Here is a 15,205-nt window from a genome sequence, read left to right on the forward strand (position 1 = left end):
ATGCTGTGCGTGCTCTCCCCCGCAAAATCGCTCGATTTCGACACGGCGTTGCCCACCAAGAAGCACACCATTGCGCGCCTGCTCGACGCCACTGACGGTGTGGTCGAGGTGCTGCGCACGAAGTCGGCGGCTGAGTTGCGCCAGCTGATGAGTATCTCGGAGGAGTTGGCGACGCTGAATGTCGAGCGGTTCCGAGCGTACGCGCCGGAGCACACTCCGGAGAATTCGCGTCCGGCGATGTTCGCGTTCGCGGGCGACGTCTACCAAGGCATGGCGCCCCACTCCTTCGATGCGCGGGATCTGACCGATGCGCAGAAGACCGTTCGGATTCTCTCGGGCATGTATGGGCTGCTGCGCCCGCTGGATCTCGTTCAGCCCCATCGGCTGGAGATGGGCACCAAGCTGGTCACGTCGCGCGGGCGTACGCTCTACGACTGGTGGGGCACGTCGGTGACCGAGATGCTCCGCCGGGATGTGTCGGCCTCACCGGGTCCGGACGTTCTGGTGAATCTGGCTTCCGCCGAGTACGCCAAGGTGATCCACGACGATGTGCTGGGGTTGCGCGTGATCTCCCCGCGGTTCGAGGAGGAGTCCAAGGGGGCCCGACGGGTGGTCAGCTTCCACGCGAAGCGGGCGCGGGGCGCTTTTGCTGGCTGGCTGGTTCGTTCCCGGGTGCGCTCGGTGGGTAGCATCGTCGATTTTGCGGAGCTCGGTTACCGCTACGACGAAAGGGCCTCCACCAAGGATCAGCCGGTGTTCGTCCGCTGAACCGAGGAGGAGGCCCCGTCGCTCGCTCTCGGGCAGGGCTTACGACAAGGAGCCTGCGCTGGCCGCGAAGACGGTGAAGAGGAGAATCATGAAGATGATGTACAGCGCGAGCACGACGATGCCGATGATGCTGAACACCTTGCCCAGCAGGTAGCCGGTCTTGATGTTCCCGGTCCACGGATAGGGGGCGCCGCTCTCGATCTCCTTGCGCGCCTGGGAACCCAAGTACCAAGCGATCCAGGAGCAGACGGGGACGAAGATGCCCGCGATGCCGAGGATGAAGACGGTCTGGCTCTGCGGGTGTTCCATCTGGGGGGCACCGTAGCCCATCTGCGGCTGTGGCTGGTAGCCGTAGCCGGGGCCACCGGGCTGCTGGCCGTATCCGCCATGCGGATTCTGGTACTGCGACATGTGAACCTCTCTAGCGAGTCCTGATCAGAAGCTCAGCGTGTTCCGCGCCGAGCCGAGACAATTATGCCTGTCTGAGGGGCCAGCGTACAGGGTGCTTGAAGGGTGGTATCACGCAAGGCTCAGACCGCGCCCAGGACTATGGCGAGGAGCAGGACCATGAATATCCACATAGCGACGATGGCGATGCTCAGCACGGAGACGATCACGCCTGTCCAGTAGCCGATCGCGATTGACCCTTTCCATTCGTAAGGGGCCCCCATCCTGATCTCGTTCTTGGCTTTGGCACCCATGAACCAGGCGACGAAGGAGCACAGCGGAAACATCAATCCCGCAAGGCCAAGGACCAGTACTGTCGTGGCCTGAGGATGTTCAGGCTTCTGGTACTGGAAACCGACGGGAGGCATCGGCGCGTGCATGGGCGCAGGCATCGGCGCCTGTTGCACATACATCGGATCGGGGTAGGTGGAAGCCGGGGCCGGCTGCGGGTAGAGCGACTGAGACTGCCCGTAGGGGTCCGCCATCGGCTGCGGGGGGACGAAATCATCCGGTGGCGGGGGATAGCTGGCCTGTGAACTGTCGGTGGACATCTCGGTCTTTCTGGTGATTCGTGGGGTGTTTGCTCACTCCAGAGTACAACCGGAGGGCGTCAACTCCGCGAGATGAGGTGGGGAGGGCGGCCGGTACAGTGTCGCCATGACTCTAACCGGCATCGGGGCGAGCCCCGGGTTTGCGCAAGGCAAAGTGGTCGTCGCTTCCTTCGACATTGATGAGACCCTCGTGACGGAACGGCTTTCCGGCAAGCGGGTCGATCTTGACGATCTGCTCGTGGCACTTGAGGTGGTGGCCAGGGACTTCGATCGACGCGCGGAGACCTTGGATGACGATTCTGCGGAGGTCTTGCGCGCAGCCGGGGCTTTGGCTGCCGACCCGGCGCTCATCGCGAAGATTCGCGCCGATTATCGGACGGCGGCTTCCCCGATGGCCGCGCTGCGGTCGGCTTTTGATCACTTCGCACGCCTGCTGGGCTCATTGGGCAGCTACATGGCCGAGCGGGTGCCCGACCTGCGTGACGTGCACCGGCGCGCGTTGGCCTACCTGGCCGGGCTTCCGCTGCCCGGGGTGCCGGAGTTCACGGCCCCGGCAATCCTGGTGGCCCGGGACATCTCCCCCGCTGACATGTCGCTGCTGGATCGGGAGTTGGTGTTGGCAATCATCACGGAAGAGGGCAGTCCGACGTCGCACACGGCCGTGTTGGCGGCGCAGCGGGGTATCCCGATGGTGGTGGGCTGCATTGGCATCCTGGCGGCAGCCCCGACGGTGGTGGCGGTGAACGCGGCCACCGGGGAAGTGCTGATGGAGCCCAAGTCCAGCCGTTGGGAGGGTAGCCGGGAGCAGTTGCGGCGTCGCCAGGAGTTGCTGGCGCGGTCGTCTGGGCCTGGCCAGACCCTTGACGGACATCGGGTGGAGTTGCTGGCTAACATCGGCAACGCCGATGATCTGCTTCGGCTAACGGATGCAGATGTGGAGGGAATCGGGCTGCTGCGTACGGAGTTCTTGTTCCTGAATCGGGCAACCGCCCCGAGCGTGAAGGAGCAGCGCGAGGTCTACCAGCGGGTGTTTGACGCGATGGGCAGCCGGAAGGTGGTAGTCCGCACCCTGGATGCGGGCTCCGACAAGCCTTTGCGCTTTGTCCCCACGCCGCGCGAGGAGAATCCGGCGCTGGGCAGACGGGGAGTTCGTCAGTATCGATCGGATCCACGATTGTTGCGCACGCAACTGTGCGCTATCTCGGAGGCAGCACAGGCCAGCACAGCCGAGGTATGGACGATGGCCCCGATGGCGGCGACGGTGGAGGAGGTCGAGTGGTTCGTCGATTTCGCCCATGACTGTGGGTTGGCGAACGCGGGCGTGATGCTGGAGGTTCCGGGACTGGCGCTGCTGCCGGAAGCGACGCTGGCTGCTGCCGACTTCGTGTCGGTCGGGTCGAATGATTTGGTGCAGTACTTGATGGCAGCGGATCGGCAGTCTGTGAGCCTTGCACACTTGCACGACGGATGGCACCCGTCGCTCTGGCGGCTGCTCAAGTATGTGGGAGACGCGAACGTTGACGTGAATCGTCCGATTGGGTTGTGTGGTATCGCTGGAGGCAACCCGGTGTTGGCTCTGTTAGCCGTGGGGGCGGGGGTGACGTCGCTGTCGATGGCGGCCAGCCGTATGCCTGCGGTGCGAACGGCGCTCAGCCTGCATTCTCGGGCCGACTGCGAGCGATTGTTGGGCGCAGCCCTGTCGTGCGCCTCGGCAGCGGAGGCGAAGAACAAAGTGAGCAAGTTGTTGAATCCTGAAGTTTCCGGACTGCTCTAGCCGTCTCGCAAAAATGCTGATTCCTCAACTACTTTGACAGCTAACTGAGCGTCCGTTCAATCCAGAGCCGGGATCTGAGAGAGTTTTTGGCCGAGAACAGGAATGATGTGCGCATCGGCCCGCTCATCTTCTGCTGATCCAGCGGCTACGGTTTCGCGACAGAAGAACAATCAGGCTCTGAGGTGGGCAAACGCCCACCCCCGATCTGCCCGTCACTTACGGTTTCATATAGTTTGCCTTAATGAAATTAGCGGCGAGCAATTACACCTGGATAACCCAATGCTGCATTTTCGTATTCAGAAACCCAAGAACATCCCCCACAAGAAAAGTTCTGATACCGTTAACCATCCCTAAGCTCAAAATTAAGAACAATTCATAATAGTGTCAGACAATGATTGGGCGACGCCCTTCGGTCATGACAGGCCCCAACCATCGCAACCGCACCATGACTGGGACGAACGCCAGAGGTCTCGTCCTCCCAACCCACCCAGCCCGCCCGAGGTTCCCAGTACATCTGGTGCCGGTTGTGCGCAGCTCGGCGCAGAGACCGTCCCCGGCTGGAAACCCTCAACCCGTGCGACAAGCGCAAACACCGCCCCCCTAAGAACTTTGCTTAAAAAACCCTAAAAATTGGCGGAAACTTTTGGCGATTGCCCCTCCTATTCGCTACATTTAGATCGTCGCGCAGTTGGAAGGTTCGTAAGTCCCCCCCATCACGACCTGGAAACGCGTGGCCGAGGCCGGACGCATCCACCCCCCCTAGGCGTCCGGCCTCCCTAATTTGGGGGCACAACACCCGCAAGACAGGTTCCCAAGCCGCAAGAGGTAGGATGTCTGATCATGTCTGAGCAGATCCGTAGCAACATCGTCGACGGTGTCGGCAGCATCGTCCTCGCTCGTCCGAGCGCAATCAACGCACTGAACCTTGAGATGTGCCAAGCCATCTACGACACGGTCAATGACTGGCTCCACTACGAACAAGTCAGCTCGATCGAGTTGTCCGGCGATGGGGAGCGCGGCTTCTGCGCAGGAGCCGACGTGCGCGAACTGCGCGACCGTCTTCTGGCTGGCGAGGCCTGGCTGAGATTCCTGGAACTGGAATATGCGCTGGACATGCTACTGGCTGGTTCCCCGGCTCCGGTGACCGGACACATGCGCGGTATCACCATGGGCGGCGGTCTCGGCCTCACCGGGCATGCGCACCGGCGCCTGGTCGATGCCACCTCCCGTCTGGCGATGCCGGAGACCAAAATCGGGCTGTTCCCAGACTGCGGAGTTCTCTACCAGCTCTCGCGGGCTGGCGCGGTAGGTACCCACCTCGCCCTCACCGGCGCAAGCTTCACCGGCGGCGACGCCATCCGCTTGGGGCTGGCCGACGAGTCAACCGACGGTGAGCTGCCCGCCCCTCTCTTCTCACCCGAGGCCGAGTGGATCGAGGAGTGCTACATCGGCGACGACCCCGTCGAGATCGTCCGTCGTCTGGAGGAGAGCCCCGCGCCACAGGCTCGCGCCGCAGCAGTCGAACTGCGCCAGCGCAGCCCGTTCTCCGTCCACGTCACGCTCCGCGCGCTCCGGCGGGCCCAAGGCCTACAGCTGCCTGAGGTGTTCGGCCAGGACCTGGCGGTCGCCAACCGAATGGTGCCGGTTGACTTCGCGGAAGGGGTCCGCGCACTCCTGGTCGATCGCGACAACCAGCCCAAGTGGCGCTGGCAGAGCATCGAGGACGTGCCCGTGGCCGAAGTGGACGAGGTCTTCGCCTACTAGGGGCGCGGCCGCGTCGCCCGGCGTCAGCCCGCAGCCAACACGTCGCTGCGGGCTACGCCGTCGAGGCTCCACTCAGCGACAAGCTGGCCGTCCCCTGGGTAGTACGTTCCCAGCTTGTGGACAATCCGAAGGTCCTTCGACGGCGTGGCCCCGTTCCCTCGCACCTCGACGGTGGCGGCCCGGATGCTTCCGTCGGTGCCGTGCACCTCGGATTGGGTGTCGCCCTCCGCAATCACCCGGCTGAGTTCCGCGAGGAAGACCGGGTCGGTGCTGGCGTCGTAGCAGTACCGGGTGCCCAGTGCTGTGTGCTGCGTCTGCCCGATCAGGTGCGCCCAACTCGGCAGCGGTGCAGAACGCCAAGTGACTGGCACGTAGTACACGGCGCCGTCGGCCTCCACAAGCAGGGAATCGAGGCCCACCTCACCCTCCGGATCCTCGAACCGGAAGTTCCCGACGATGCGCGCGTCCGCAGCATTGCCGTCGAACCACGGCTGCTGCGGCAGCCAACCCATCAGCAGTTCGAGCTTGCCGGGGTGCATCGAGGCACCGGAATGTACTGTCGAGATTCGAGACATGCTGCTACTTCTTCCTCGCCCCCAGGGCGAACGCGATGTTGACCAGAACAATTCCCACCCATGCCACGATCACGCCGCTCAAACCCGGATTCTCTGAGAGGATTGCGGTGATGGGTAGGCCCAGGAGCAGCGACGCGCAGGCGACGATGAGCTGGCCAAGGCGCGCAAACCTGTCGGCGTTGACCTGGCGGCGCAGGTTGACGACTTCCGTCTCGGCACGCTCCCGCACCACCTGCTCGATACGCGACGCGAGCGAATCAACCAGGGCTGGATCAACCGAACTGCCTTGTTCCATCCGCAGCGCGAGGGCTGCTTCCAGATCTTCCTTCGAGATTTCACTCATGTCCTAGATGCTAGCCCGTTGACGTGCGATTCGGCCGGGACTTGCGAACTCTGTCTAGGATAGGTGGCAAATCAGCCTGTCAATCACTTTACTAGGGGTTTCATGTCCACCGTTCGCGAAATCATCATCATCGGGTCCGGCCCGGCTGGCTACACTGCGGCCATTTACGCCGCACGCGCCAACCTCAAGCCACTGGTGTTCGAGGGCGCGCTCGACTCTGGCGGGGCGCTGATGAACACCACCGATGTCGAGAACTTCCCCGGTTTCCCGGAGGGCATCATGGGCCCGGACCTCATGCAGAACATGCGTGCCCAGGCTGAACGATTCGGCGCCGAACTGATCACCGATGACGTCTCTGCGGTCGACCTGACCGGTGAGGTCAAGGTTGTCCGTGACTCCGAGGGCACCGAATACCGTGCGCATTCCGTAGTGCTCGCCATGGGCTCGGGTTATCGTCGCCTGGGGCTGGCCGGCGAGGACCGCCTCTCTGGGCGCGGCGTGAGCTGGTGTGCTACCTGCGACGGCGCGTTCTTCCGGGACAAGCACATCGCCGTCGTGGGCGGGGGTGACTCCGCCGTCGAGGAGGCCACGTTCCTCACACGCTTTGCGTCCAAGGTGACCCTGATCCACCGCCGCGACGAACTGCGTGCCTCCAAAATCATGGTCGCCCGCGCCCAGGCCGATCCGAAGATTGAGTTTGCCTGGAACTCCCGGGTCACGGCGATCAACGGCGAGAACGCGGTGGAGAGCGTGACTCTGGAGGACACCGTCACTGGTGAGACTCGCCAGTTGGAGTTGTCCGGTGTGTTCATCGCGATCGGGCATGACCCCCGGTCGAACCTCGTGGCGGATCAGGTGACCGTCGACCCGGCCGGTTACGTCGTCGTCGAGCCGCACAGCACTGAGACCAACCTGCCCGGGGTGTTCGCCTGTGGCGACTTGGTCGATAATCGGTACAGGCAGGCCATCACCGCTGCGGGCAGCGGCTGCAAGGCCGCGCTGGACGCTGAAAAGTACATCGCAGCCCTCGCTGACTGATTGGAGTAACGGATGAAGGCAATCACTCAGGAAACTTTCGCCGACGAAGTGCTGCTGCACTCAGGGCTCGTGGTCGTGGACTTCTGGGCCGACTGGTGCGGCCCGTGCAAGCAGCTCGCCCCGATCCTTGCGGAATTGGCGAGCGAGTATCCCGATGTTAAGTTCGTCGGCGTGGACACGAACGATCAGCCTGGTCTCGCCGCCGACCAGGGCGTGATGGGACTCCCCACGCTGCAATTTTTCCAAGGAGGCCGGGTTGTGAAGTCGATCACCGGCGGCAAGACGAAAAACGCGCTGAAGAAGGTCATCGAGTCGCTGGTGTGACATGAACCACTCATCCAAACCCCCGGTACCCACGCTCGTGACGATCTGCGCGGTGCTGTTCGCTGTGTTGATCATCGGCGGAGCTTTCTGGTTGGGCCGAGTGCTCGGCGCACCGGGGGCTGCCCAAAACACATCAGCGACACAGGCCCCCACCGTGCCGAAACAGATCGAAGGGTTCGCTCTGCAGAGCCACGCCGAGCCGTCGGCGAGTGCAGTGGCGGGTAAGACCGTCACGAACGCCAACTTCACCGACGGCAAGGACAGCTTCCTGCTCGTGGTGTCCAGCCCGGAGCGTGAGATGGAGGACTTCCTCCGCGATGGTGGAATTGTCGACGCGCTCTCGGTGGATGAATCAACCCAATGCGGCAAGTCGACTGACTTCCTGTTCGCCGCCTGCGGCCGGTTGAAGGACCAGACCGGGTGGATCATCTATGCCGAGACGGACATGCCCCAGGATCGACTGCTCAAGGTGTTGAACAGCCTGCCCGGTTAACCCGAGCGGAGGCGTAAACTGCCTCGGGTGAGTATTGAACGGCACGACACCCGGCTGGATCGGTTTGTCGATAATTATGCGGATCGCACTAACGGCATGCGCGTCTCCGCCGTTCGGGCGTTGTTCGCGGTTGCGAATCGGCCGGAGATTGTGTCACTTGCCGGCGGGATGCCGAACATTCAGGACCTGGACCTAGGCACGATCGCAGACAACGTGGCCCGGCTGATCCGCGAGCGTGGCGTGCAAGCGATGCAGTACGGCTCCGGGCAGGGCGAGTTGCCCATCCGGGAGCGGATCCTCGACGTGATGGCGCTGGAGGGGATCGTCGCCGGAGCTGACGACATCGTCGTGACGGCGGGTTCGCAGCAGGGCCTGGATCTGGTCACCCGGGTGTTCTGCAATCCCGGCGACGTGATCCTGGCGGAATCCCCCAGCTACGTGGGCGCTCTGGGGACGTTCCTGAGCTACCAGACCGAGGTGGTGCACGTCGCCAGCGACGAGAATGGCATCGATCCGGCGGCGCTGAGCGAGGCCATCGCGAGGCTGCGCTCCGCTGGCAAACGCGTCAAGTTTCTGTACACGATTCCCAACTTCTCCAACCCCTCCGGGCTCACGCAACCACTGGCACGACGAACCGAGGTGGTGGCGACGTGTCACGAGCTGGGCGTGATGGTGGTGGAGGATAACCCCTACGGGCTGCTGACGCTGGAGGGCGACCCGCTGCCCGCGATGCGCTCGCTGGACACCGAGGTGATCTACCTGGGGTCGTTTTCCAAGATCCTGGCGCCGGGTTTCCGGGTGGGCTGGGTGCTCGCACCGCACGGGGTGCGCGAGAAGCTCGTTCTGGCACAGGAGTCGGCCACTCTGTGCCCGCCCGTATTCTCGCAATTCGCCATCGCGGACTACCTAGCCAACTGCGACTGGCGGCAGCAGATCGGGCAGTTCCGGGAGATGTATCGCAGGCGACGCGACGCGATGCTTGAGCAGCTCGCCGATGACATGCCTGAGGGAGTGGTTTGGACCCGTCCCAAGGGAGGTTTCTTCGTCTGGCTAACCCTGCCCGAGGGGATCGATGCCACCGCTATGCTGCCGCGCGGGGTGAACGCACGCGTGGCCTACGTCCCAGGTGCCGCGTTCTACGCCGACGGACAGGGGGCCAGTAACATCCGCCTGTCGTACTGTTTCCCCCCTGCGGAGCGCATCCGGGAGGGCGTGACTAGGCTTGCCTCAGTGGTGCGCAACGAGCTGGAGGTGCAGTCGATCTTTGGCACCCCGGCCAAGCCTCCTCGACGCTTCCGCGGCCCGGGACCGTCACCGAACCAGAGTTGACAAGGAGTTTCCGATGACCATCATCGTGATAGCCGGCGGCTTGTCACACGAGCGAGACATATCTTTGCGATCGGGCAGGCGCGTGAGCGCGGCGCTGAGGGAAGTCGGTTACGATGTCGTGGAAACCGACGTGACGGCTGAGCTACTGCCGTTCATCGAGCAGCATCCCGACGCCGTCGTCGTGCCCATGCTGCACGGTGGGCTGGGCGAGGACGGCGCGCTGCGTTCGGTGTTGCAGGCCCTCGGGGTGCCGTTCGTCGGCGCTACCGGCAGTTCGTCGCGGCTCACCTTCGACAAGTCCATCGCCAGCCCGACGGTGGCGGCCGCGGGCATCGCGACGCCGCGTCAGGTGGCACTTCCCCAGGATATCTTCCGTGAGCTTGGAGCAGCCCCAATCATGTCAGGCCTAGCTCGGCACTTAGGCTTCCCGCTGGTGGTGAAACCCGCCAATTCCGGCTCGGCGCTAGGGGTCTCCCTCGTACAGTCGGCGGATGAGCTGCCGAGTGCGCTCGTCAGCGCGTTCGCCTATGGCCCAACGGCAGTTGTGGAAGAGTTCGTGCCTGGCACGGAGGTGGCAGTCACAGTGCTCGATGAGGGCGGCGGCCCGGTGGCCCTACCAGCAGTCGAGATTCGCGCGTCGAGCGGGATGTACGACTATGAGGCGCGCTACACGGCTGGCATGACCCGCTTTGTGACCCCTGCGGTACTGACAGCCGACGTCAGCGCGCGCGTGGCCGAGCTGGCGGTGGCAGCGCATCAGGCCTTGGGCCTCAGGCACTGGTCGCGCATTGACGTCATCGTGCGCCCGGATGGCACGCCGGTCTTCATCGAGGGCAACGTCGCCCCCGGCATGACAGAGACCTCTCTGGCCCCCCTCGCCTTCGAGGCCGCCGGGCGCACCATCGGAGACGTGTTCGCCCGCCTGATCGAGGTTGCGCGATGACGCTGCGAGCCAAGCAATCCCTGGCCGTCGTCCTCGGTTTCGTGGTGGCGACCGTCATGGTGGTGCTCGGCGTGTGGCAGATGGGCCGTTTTCAGCTTTCAGTTGCCGACGTGGCTCAGCAGCGCGCCCAGCTGCCGCCCGTTGAGCTGGCTCCCGCCGTGCATGCCGACGGCAGCATCGACGACGTTTTCGGTCGGCGGGTGAGGGCCGAGGGTGAGTTTTTGCCGGGGTACCAGTCGGTGGTCGGCTCTGGTGAGCCCCGCGTCGTGACAGCCTTGCGGCTTTCCGATGGCCGCCACGTCGCTGTGGTGCGCGGCCAGGTGGCGCCGGGGGCGCATGCGGTTGCCCCTCCTGTCGGCCCGCAGCTGGTCGCGGGGATCTTCTCGGCCTCGGATCACGAAGTGGACCGCCCGCAGGGCTCTGTGCGGCTGCAGCAGCTGGCGCAGGAGTGGCCCAGTCCGCTGATCTCTGGGTACATCACCCTCGACGAGGAGCAGTCCCGGGCCCACGGGCTGCTGCCGGCACGGGTGGAGTTGCCGAAGCAGGAGGGCACGTACATGCACCAGGGCTATGCTTTGCAGTGGTGGGTGTTCGCTGCGGCATCCGTAGCTTTCGGCATCTTCACTGCCCGCCAGTTTAAGGTTCAGGAGGAGATGCGCGCCGAGCGGCTTCGTCGGCGCGAGGAGAAGATGCGCACGGTCGGAGGCGACGGGGAAGGCCTCGTCGAGTGAGCACCAGCCGATTTCCGGCTTAGTCGTTTTGTCGACTTAATGCTATGTTGCTGTCAGTCGCGCATACCTGGCCTGCAACAGCTCGACGAGGTCGCCCGGTTTAAGCCGAATGTCCAGGCCCCGGCGCCCGCCGCTGACGTAGATGCCCGTCTTATTCCTCGCAGAGTCGTCGACGACGGTGGGTAGCGCCCGCCGCTGACCGATCGGGCTCACGCCGCCTGCGACGTAGCCGGTCAGGCGCACCACGTCGGACAACTCCGCGAGCTTGGCCCGCTTAGCCCCCGCCGCTGCCGCGAATGCTTTCAGGCTGAGCTGGTGGCTCACTGGCAGTACAGCCACGGCGAAGCCCCGGTCCGTTTCCACGACGAGCGTCTTGTAGACGTCATCCTCCGTAACCCCGAGGGCCTGCGCTGCCTCCAGGCCGTAGCTCTCGGATCGCGGGTTGTGCTGGTAGCGATGGATGCTGTAGTCGCAGCCCTCCTCATCCAGCAGTCGCGTTGCGGGTGTGCCCGTCGATCCCTTCGCCATTTCCCGAGCATAACTGAGGCCCACGTCTGCCAACGTGGGCCTCTCGCGCCTTACGGGGGTGGCTCCGGTCAGTGGTGGATCTCTGCTAGCCTGGCCGTCACGTGCTTGGTTGCCCTGCGCTCGGCGAAGAAGCTGAGAAACGGAACGGTGCCAGCGGCGGCGATACCCAGGTACCACTTCCAGCTCCACTTGATCTTGAGCCCCAGGTTCACCACGCTGACGAGCAGCAGCGCGTACAGCCAGCCGTGGGCGATGCCGACGTACATCACCATCGCATCCTGATGCCAGATGTACTTGAGCGGCATCGCGACGCAGGTGAGCAGCACCAGGAGTATGCCGACCACCCACGCCATCACCTGGTACAGCTTCAACCCTGTTCGGATACCCGGGATGTCCTCGGGGTCGATCACGTCGAAATCCTCGGAAGTAACTACTTCAGCCATTTATCGATATACCTCTTTATCTAGAGAAAGACTTTGGCACTCAGTACGAGATGGTCTTGCCTTCGATGATCGCCATAATTCGCTCCAAGTCCTCGCCGGTAGCGAACTCGATGGTGATCTTACCTTTGTTGCGCCCAATATCCACCTTCACCCGGGTATCGAAATGATCACTCAGTTGTCCGGCCAACTCACGTTCCCGCTCCGAAGGCTGGCGTGGTCCCCGAGGGCTAGACGATCGACGTCTGCCGGCGCCCAAAGCGACGATCTCCTCTGTGGTGCGCACCGACAACCCCTCGACGATGATTCGCTCCGCCAACGCTCGCTGCTCGTCGGGGCTCAGCAAGCCCAGCAGGGCCTTAGCGTGTCCAGCGCTCAGCACACCAGCGGCCACCTTGACCTGCACGGCGGTGGGCAGGTTGAGCAGCCGCAGCGTGTTCGAGATCTGCGGACGGGAGCGTCTGATCCTCGTGGAAAGCTCCTCTTTGGTGCAGCCAAACTCCTCCAGCAACTGCTGGTAGGCCATCGCCTCCTCAATGGGGTTCAGGTCCGATCGGTGCAGGTTCTCCAGCAACGCGTCGCGCAGCAGCGCATTGTCCTCCGTGGGGCGAACTATAGCGGGGATGGCCTGCAGTCCCGCCAGCTCCGACGCGCGGAGCCGCCGTTCACCCATGATCAGCTCGTAGCTTCCCCCGTTCGGGCGCACCACAACGGGTTGCAACAGCCCAAAGGCCTTGATCGACTCCGCTAGCTCGGCGAGTTCGTCCTCGTCGAAGTTCTGCCGGGGCTGTTTGGGATTGGGCCGAATGTTTCGCAGCGGGATGTCCTGCAGCGTCGGAGACTTGGTTCCGGATTCATCGGTACGTGCCAACAGTCCGTCTAGCCCTTTACCCAGCCTGGAGGGTTTGGGATTAGCCATCTTTAGTCCTTACTCTCGACTTGTCGAGCAATTTCCTCAGCGACCTGCGCATAGGCGACGGCGCCTTCGGAGCGCGGCTGATAGGTCAGCACCGTCTGGCCGAACGAAGGAGCTTCTGCGATACGGACGGAGCGGGGGATTTCCACGTGCAACGTCTGCTTCGGGAAATGCGTACGCACCTCGGTCGCGACGTCGCGAGACAGGTTCGTCCGCCGGTCAAACATCGTCAACAGGATATTAGATACCTGCAGCTGATCGTTCAGCCCCGCTTTGACTCGATCGATGGTGTTCATCAACGCGGTCACACCTTCGAGAGCGTAGTACTCCGTCTGGATCGGCACCAGGATCTCCGTCGCTGCCACCAGCGCGTTCAGAGTCAGCATACCCAAGGATGGTGGGCAGTCGATGAAGACATAATCGACGCCGCTCTGCTCGATGTACTGTTCGAGAGCGCGCTTGAGCCGCGCCTCTCGACCCTGGACGTCTGCCAACTCCATCTCTGCAGCCGCCAGATCGATCACTGCGGGCAACACATGCAGGTTCGGGGAGTGCGGTGAGGGCTGCGCATGTGCGACGATTGGATCACCTTCAACCAGCACTTCGTAGGTGCCCATTGTCCCCGAGGGATGATCGATTCCTAGCGCCGTGGATGCGTTGGCCTGAGGATCGTTGTCGATCACCAGCACATTCAACCCACCTAGCGCCAGCGCCATCGCAATGTTGACTGTCGTAGTCGTCTTCCCAACACCGCCCTTCTGGTTGGCGACGACGAAGACCCGCGGACTTTCCGGGCGCGGAAGGGTTGGCCTGCGGAACTCTTCCGGCTGCAGTTCGTCTCCGTACTCCGAGTTATAGTCGTAGTCCTCGGGCAGGTCATAGGCAGCCCGACGCGGTCCCGGCGGCAAGGGAACGCCCGTTTCACGTGGAACGCTTTCGTGATCCTTCCAGAACTCCTCATCGTTCTGAGGCTTTGGCTGCCGTCGCTTACGGAAGAAAATGGCCACCGGGTCTCCAATCACTTTTCAAAGGTGATCTTACCCTTTGCAGCCGACAATTAGCGGAAATAGCGCGGTGGTCGTTCCACGTGGAACGACCACCGCGCTACCAGCATCACACTCGTCACCCTTCCCGGATCACCTGGATAGCTCTCGTTCCGGGCAGGCCAGGTCCGGGGGATAGCTCCACCACCTCGGCTCGCAGTTTCAGCTTCCGCAGGACGCCGGCGGCCTTGGCCATCTCTTCCTCCGCAGATTGCCCCTTCAGGGCAACCAACTTGCCATCCGGGTAAAAGAGATTTTTCGTCCAACCGACGAGCTTGCCCAAGGGGGCGACCGCCCTGCAGGTCACGACGTCGAACCGCTCCGGCAGTTCGCCGAATTTCCACTCATCCGCAGCTTGGTAGTCCTCGGCCCGACAGCGGACGACGCTGACCCGTTCCTGGAGCCCCAGCTCAGCCAGTGTAATCCTGAGGAACTCGAATCGCCGCTGCAGTGGCTCGATCAGCACCAGCCGAAGATCCGGTCGGCCTAGCGCAATGGGAATGCCTGGCAGCCCAGCTCCGCTACCGACGTCCGCCACCCAAAGGCCTTGCGAGAACAGGTCGGCCAGGGCCAGAGAGTTCCCGACGTGGCGGCTCCAGAGCCGTGCGCCTTCTCTGGGCCCCAGCAACCCCCAGTCAATGCCTCGTTTTGCGAGTATATCGACATATAGCTTTAGCTTTTCATGGGCAAACGGGTACAAAGACAAGAGCGCGGCCTCAGCCGCGCCCTCAGCCTGGAAATCCTCCGTCATGCCCGCTGCACCACTACCCGACGGTTCGGCGGTTCACCCTCCGACTCACTGACCAGGCCTGCAGCCGCCACCTCGTCGTGGATGATCTTGCGCTCGTAAGCGTTCAACGGAATCAATCGAACAGGATCCCCAGTCTCCTGAACCTCCGCAATCGCGTCCTTGGCCATCGCCACCAACTCAGCTCTCCGCTTACCCCGATACCCGCCGATGTCGACCATCAACCGGGAACGATGCCCCGTCTCCGTCATCACGACGAGCCGCGACAGCTCCTGCAGCGCGTCGAGCACTTCGCCGTTCTTACCCACCAGCAAATCAGAGTCGGTGTCGATCGCTACGAGCGCCCGCCCGTCGGCGATGGTGTTCTCGATGTCGCCATCCAAATCGGCGATGTCGAGCAACTCCTCCAGGTAGTCGGCTACCAGATCACCTTCAGCCATGAGGCTGGAT

At 63.3% G+C, this 15,205-nt stretch carries 19 protein-coding genes; 9 read left to right on the forward strand and 10 right to left on the reverse strand.

Features of this window, described 5'->3' with window-relative positions:
- Complete coding sequence (yaaA, locus tag EII42_RS08565; RefSeq protein WP_125171703.1) at positions 1–768, forward strand: peroxide stress protein YaaA; 768 nt, start codon at positions 1–3, stop codon at positions 766–768.
- A 39-nt stretch (positions 769–807) separates the two neighbouring features.
- Here the strand turns inward: yaaA and EII42_RS08570 are convergent, their stop codons facing one another.
- Positions 808–1,179 (reverse strand): hypothetical protein, encoded by a 372-nt coding sequence (locus EII42_RS08570; RefSeq protein WP_125171704.1) that lies wholly within the window; start codon positions 1,177–1,179, stop codon positions 808–810.
- Between the two features lie 119 nt (positions 1,180–1,298).
- Entirely contained in the window at positions 1,299–1,766 is a 468-nt protein-coding gene (locus EII42_RS08575; RefSeq protein WP_125171705.1) for a hypothetical protein, read from the reverse strand.
- Positions 1,767–1,872: 106 nt separating this feature from the next.
- Here EII42_RS08575 and EII42_RS08580 point away from each other — a divergent pair, with 106 nt between their 5' ends.
- Together EII42_RS08580 and EII42_RS08585 are read left to right on the forward strand one after the other, a co-directional pair.
- A complete protein-coding gene (locus tag EII42_RS08580) occupies positions 1,873–3,540 on the forward strand; it encodes a phosphoenolpyruvate--protein phosphotransferase (RefSeq protein ID WP_125171706.1) in 1,668 nt (555 codons plus the stop codon).
- A gap of 840 nt (positions 3,541–4,380) precedes the next feature.
- Positions 4,381–5,304 (forward strand): enoyl-CoA hydratase/isomerase family protein, encoded by a 924-nt coding sequence (locus tag EII42_RS08585; RefSeq protein WP_125171707.1) that lies wholly within the window; start codon positions 4,381–4,383, stop codon positions 5,302–5,304.
- A 23-nt stretch (positions 5,305–5,327) separates the two neighbouring features.
- On the opposite strand, the gene EII42_RS08590 is transcribed toward EII42_RS08585, so the two are convergent.
- The gene (locus EII42_RS08590) at positions 5,328–5,879 is read right to left on the reverse strand and encodes a hypothetical protein (protein ID WP_125171708.1); all 552 of its coding nucleotides are present in this window, start codon (positions 5,877–5,879) and stop codon (positions 5,328–5,330) included.
- A 4-nt stretch (positions 5,880–5,883) separates the two neighbouring features.
- Positions 5,884–6,222 carry a hypothetical protein gene (locus EII42_RS08595; RefSeq protein ID WP_125171709.1) on the reverse strand — a complete coding sequence of 113 codons (339 nt, stop codon included), beginning with the start codon at positions 6,220–6,222 and terminating at the stop codon, positions 5,884–5,886.
- A gap of 102 nt (positions 6,223–6,324) precedes the next feature.
- Between EII42_RS08595 and trxB the strand changes: the two genes are divergently transcribed.
- From trxB to EII42_RS08625, 6 genes are read left to right on the forward strand one after another with little or no spacing between them, the layout of a single operon-like run.
- Positions 6,325–7,260 carry a thioredoxin-disulfide reductase gene (gene trxB / locus EII42_RS08600; protein WP_125171710.1) on the forward strand — a complete coding sequence of 312 codons (936 nt, stop codon included), beginning with the start codon at positions 6,325–6,327 and terminating at the stop codon, positions 7,258–7,260.
- A gap of 12 nt (positions 7,261–7,272) precedes the next feature.
- Positions 7,273–7,584, forward strand: coding sequence for a thioredoxin (trxA, locus tag EII42_RS08605; protein ID WP_125171711.1), 312 nt, complete (start codon positions 7,273–7,275; stop codon positions 7,582–7,584).
- A gap of 1 nt (position 7,585) precedes the next feature.
- Positions 7,586–8,077: a hypothetical protein gene (locus EII42_RS08610; RefSeq protein WP_125171712.1), complete on the forward strand. Its 492-nt coding sequence runs from the start codon at positions 7,586–7,588 to the stop codon at positions 8,075–8,077.
- A 27-nt stretch (positions 8,078–8,104) separates the two neighbouring features.
- Positions 8,105–9,406, forward strand: a complete 1,302-nt coding sequence (locus EII42_RS08615; RefSeq protein ID WP_370318108.1) for a PLP-dependent aminotransferase family protein — start codon at positions 8,105–8,107, stop codon at positions 9,404–9,406.
- Between the two features lie 13 nt (positions 9,407–9,419).
- A complete protein-coding gene (locus EII42_RS08620; RefSeq protein ID WP_125171713.1) occupies positions 9,420–10,349 on the forward strand; it encodes a D-alanine--D-alanine ligase in 930 nt (309 codons plus the stop codon).
- Positions 10,346–11,080: an SURF1 family protein gene (locus EII42_RS08625; protein WP_125171714.1), complete on the forward strand. Its 735-nt coding sequence runs from the start codon at positions 10,346–10,348 to the stop codon at positions 11,078–11,080. The genes EII42_RS08620 and EII42_RS08625 overlap by 4 nt, the downstream gene beginning before the upstream one ends.
- A 42-nt stretch (positions 11,081–11,122) precedes the next feature.
- Here the strand turns inward: EII42_RS08625 and ybaK are convergent, their stop codons facing one another.
- From ybaK to EII42_RS08655, 6 genes are all read right to left on the reverse strand, one after another.
- Positions 11,123–11,608, reverse strand: a complete 486-nt coding sequence (gene ybaK / locus EII42_RS08630) for a Cys-tRNA(Pro) deacylase (protein ID WP_125171715.1) — start codon at positions 11,606–11,608, stop codon at positions 11,123–11,125.
- 68 nt (positions 11,609–11,676) lie between these two features.
- On the reverse strand, positions 11,677–12,051 hold the full coding sequence (locus EII42_RS08635; protein WP_125171716.1) for a DUF3817 domain-containing protein: 375 nt from the start codon (positions 12,049–12,051) through the stop codon (positions 11,677–11,679).
- A 40-nt stretch (positions 12,052–12,091) separates the two neighbouring features.
- Complete coding sequence (locus EII42_RS08640) at positions 12,092–12,967, reverse strand: ParB/RepB/Spo0J family partition protein (protein WP_125171717.1); 876 nt, start codon at positions 12,965–12,967, stop codon at positions 12,092–12,094.
- A 2-nt stretch (positions 12,968–12,969) separates the two neighbouring features.
- Positions 12,970–13,971, reverse strand: a complete 1,002-nt coding sequence (locus tag EII42_RS08645; protein WP_125171718.1) for a ParA family protein — start codon at positions 13,969–13,971, stop codon at positions 12,970–12,972.
- A gap of 115 nt (positions 13,972–14,086) precedes the next feature.
- On the reverse strand, positions 14,087–14,758 hold the full coding sequence (rsmG, locus tag EII42_RS08650) for a 16S rRNA (guanine(527)-N(7))-methyltransferase RsmG (RefSeq protein WP_125171719.1): 672 nt from the start codon (positions 14,756–14,758) through the stop codon (positions 14,087–14,089).
- A complete protein-coding gene (locus EII42_RS08655) occupies positions 14,755–15,195 on the reverse strand; it encodes a R3H domain-containing nucleic acid-binding protein (RefSeq protein WP_125171737.1) in 441 nt (146 codons plus the stop codon). Before EII42_RS08655 ends, rsmG begins: the two co-directional genes overlap by 4 nt.
- Positions 15,196–15,205 lie beyond the last annotated feature (10 nt).

This window comes from Tessaracoccus sp. OH4464_COT-324, assembly GCF_003932855.1.
Taxonomy (GTDB): Bacteria; Actinomycetota; Actinomycetes; order Propionibacteriales; family Propionibacteriaceae; genus Arachnia.

Excerpts from the sequence above, each read along its gene's own strand:
- EII42_RS08595 (WP_125171709.1), bottom strand. The coding sequence starts at position 6,222 with ATGAGTGAAATCTCGAAGGAAGATCTGGAAGCAGCCCTCGCGCTGCGG.
- EII42_RS08570 (WP_125171704.1), bottom strand. The coding sequence starts at position 1,179 with ATGTCGCAGTACCAGAATCCGCATGGCGGATACGGCCAGCAGCCCGGT.
- EII42_RS08620 (WP_125171713.1), top strand. The coding sequence starts at position 9,420 with ATGACCATCATCGTGATAGCCGGCGGCTTGTCACACGAGCGAGACATA.
- EII42_RS08610 (WP_125171712.1), top strand. The coding sequence starts at position 7,586 with ATGAACCACTCATCCAAACCCCCGGTACCCACGCTCGTGACGATCTGC.
- ybaK (WP_125171715.1), bottom strand. The coding sequence starts at position 11,608 with ATGGCGAAGGGATCGACGGGCACACCCGCAACGCGACTGCTGGATGAG.
- trxB (WP_125171710.1), top strand. The coding sequence starts at position 6,325 with ATGTCCACCGTTCGCGAAATCATCATCATCGGGTCCGGCCCGGCTGGC.
- EII42_RS08575 (WP_125171705.1), bottom strand. The coding sequence starts at position 1,766 with ATGTCCACCGACAGTTCACAGGCCAGCTATCCCCCGCCACCGGATGAT.
- trxA (WP_125171711.1), top strand. The coding sequence starts at position 7,273 with ATGAAGGCAATCACTCAGGAAACTTTCGCCGACGAAGTGCTGCTGCAC.
- EII42_RS08625 (WP_125171714.1), top strand. The coding sequence starts at position 10,346 with ATGACGCTGCGAGCCAAGCAATCCCTGGCCGTCGTCCTCGGTTTCGTG.
- EII42_RS08655 (WP_125171737.1), bottom strand. The coding sequence starts at position 15,195 with ATGGCTGAAGGTGATCTGGTAGCCGACTACCTGGAGGAGTTGCTCGAC.
- EII42_RS08585 (WP_125171707.1), top strand. The coding sequence starts at position 4,381 with ATGTCTGAGCAGATCCGTAGCAACATCGTCGACGGTGTCGGCAGCATC.
- rsmG (WP_125171719.1), bottom strand. The coding sequence starts at position 14,758 with ATGACGGAGGATTTCCAGGCTGAGGGCGCGGCTGAGGCCGCGCTCTTG.
- EII42_RS08590 (WP_125171708.1), bottom strand. The coding sequence starts at position 5,879 with ATGTCTCGAATCTCGACAGTACATTCCGGTGCCTCGATGCACCCCGGC.
- EII42_RS08580 (WP_125171706.1), top strand. The coding sequence starts at position 1,873 with ATGACTCTAACCGGCATCGGGGCGAGCCCCGGGTTTGCGCAAGGCAAA.
- EII42_RS08635 (WP_125171716.1), bottom strand. The coding sequence starts at position 12,051 with ATGGCTGAAGTAGTTACTTCCGAGGATTTCGACGTGATCGACCCCGAG.
- EII42_RS08640 (WP_125171717.1), bottom strand. The coding sequence starts at position 12,967 with ATGGCTAATCCCAAACCCTCCAGGCTGGGTAAAGGGCTAGACGGACTG.
- yaaA (WP_125171703.1), top strand. The coding sequence starts at position 1 with ATGCTGTGCGTGCTCTCCCCCGCAAAATCGCTCGATTTCGACACGGCG.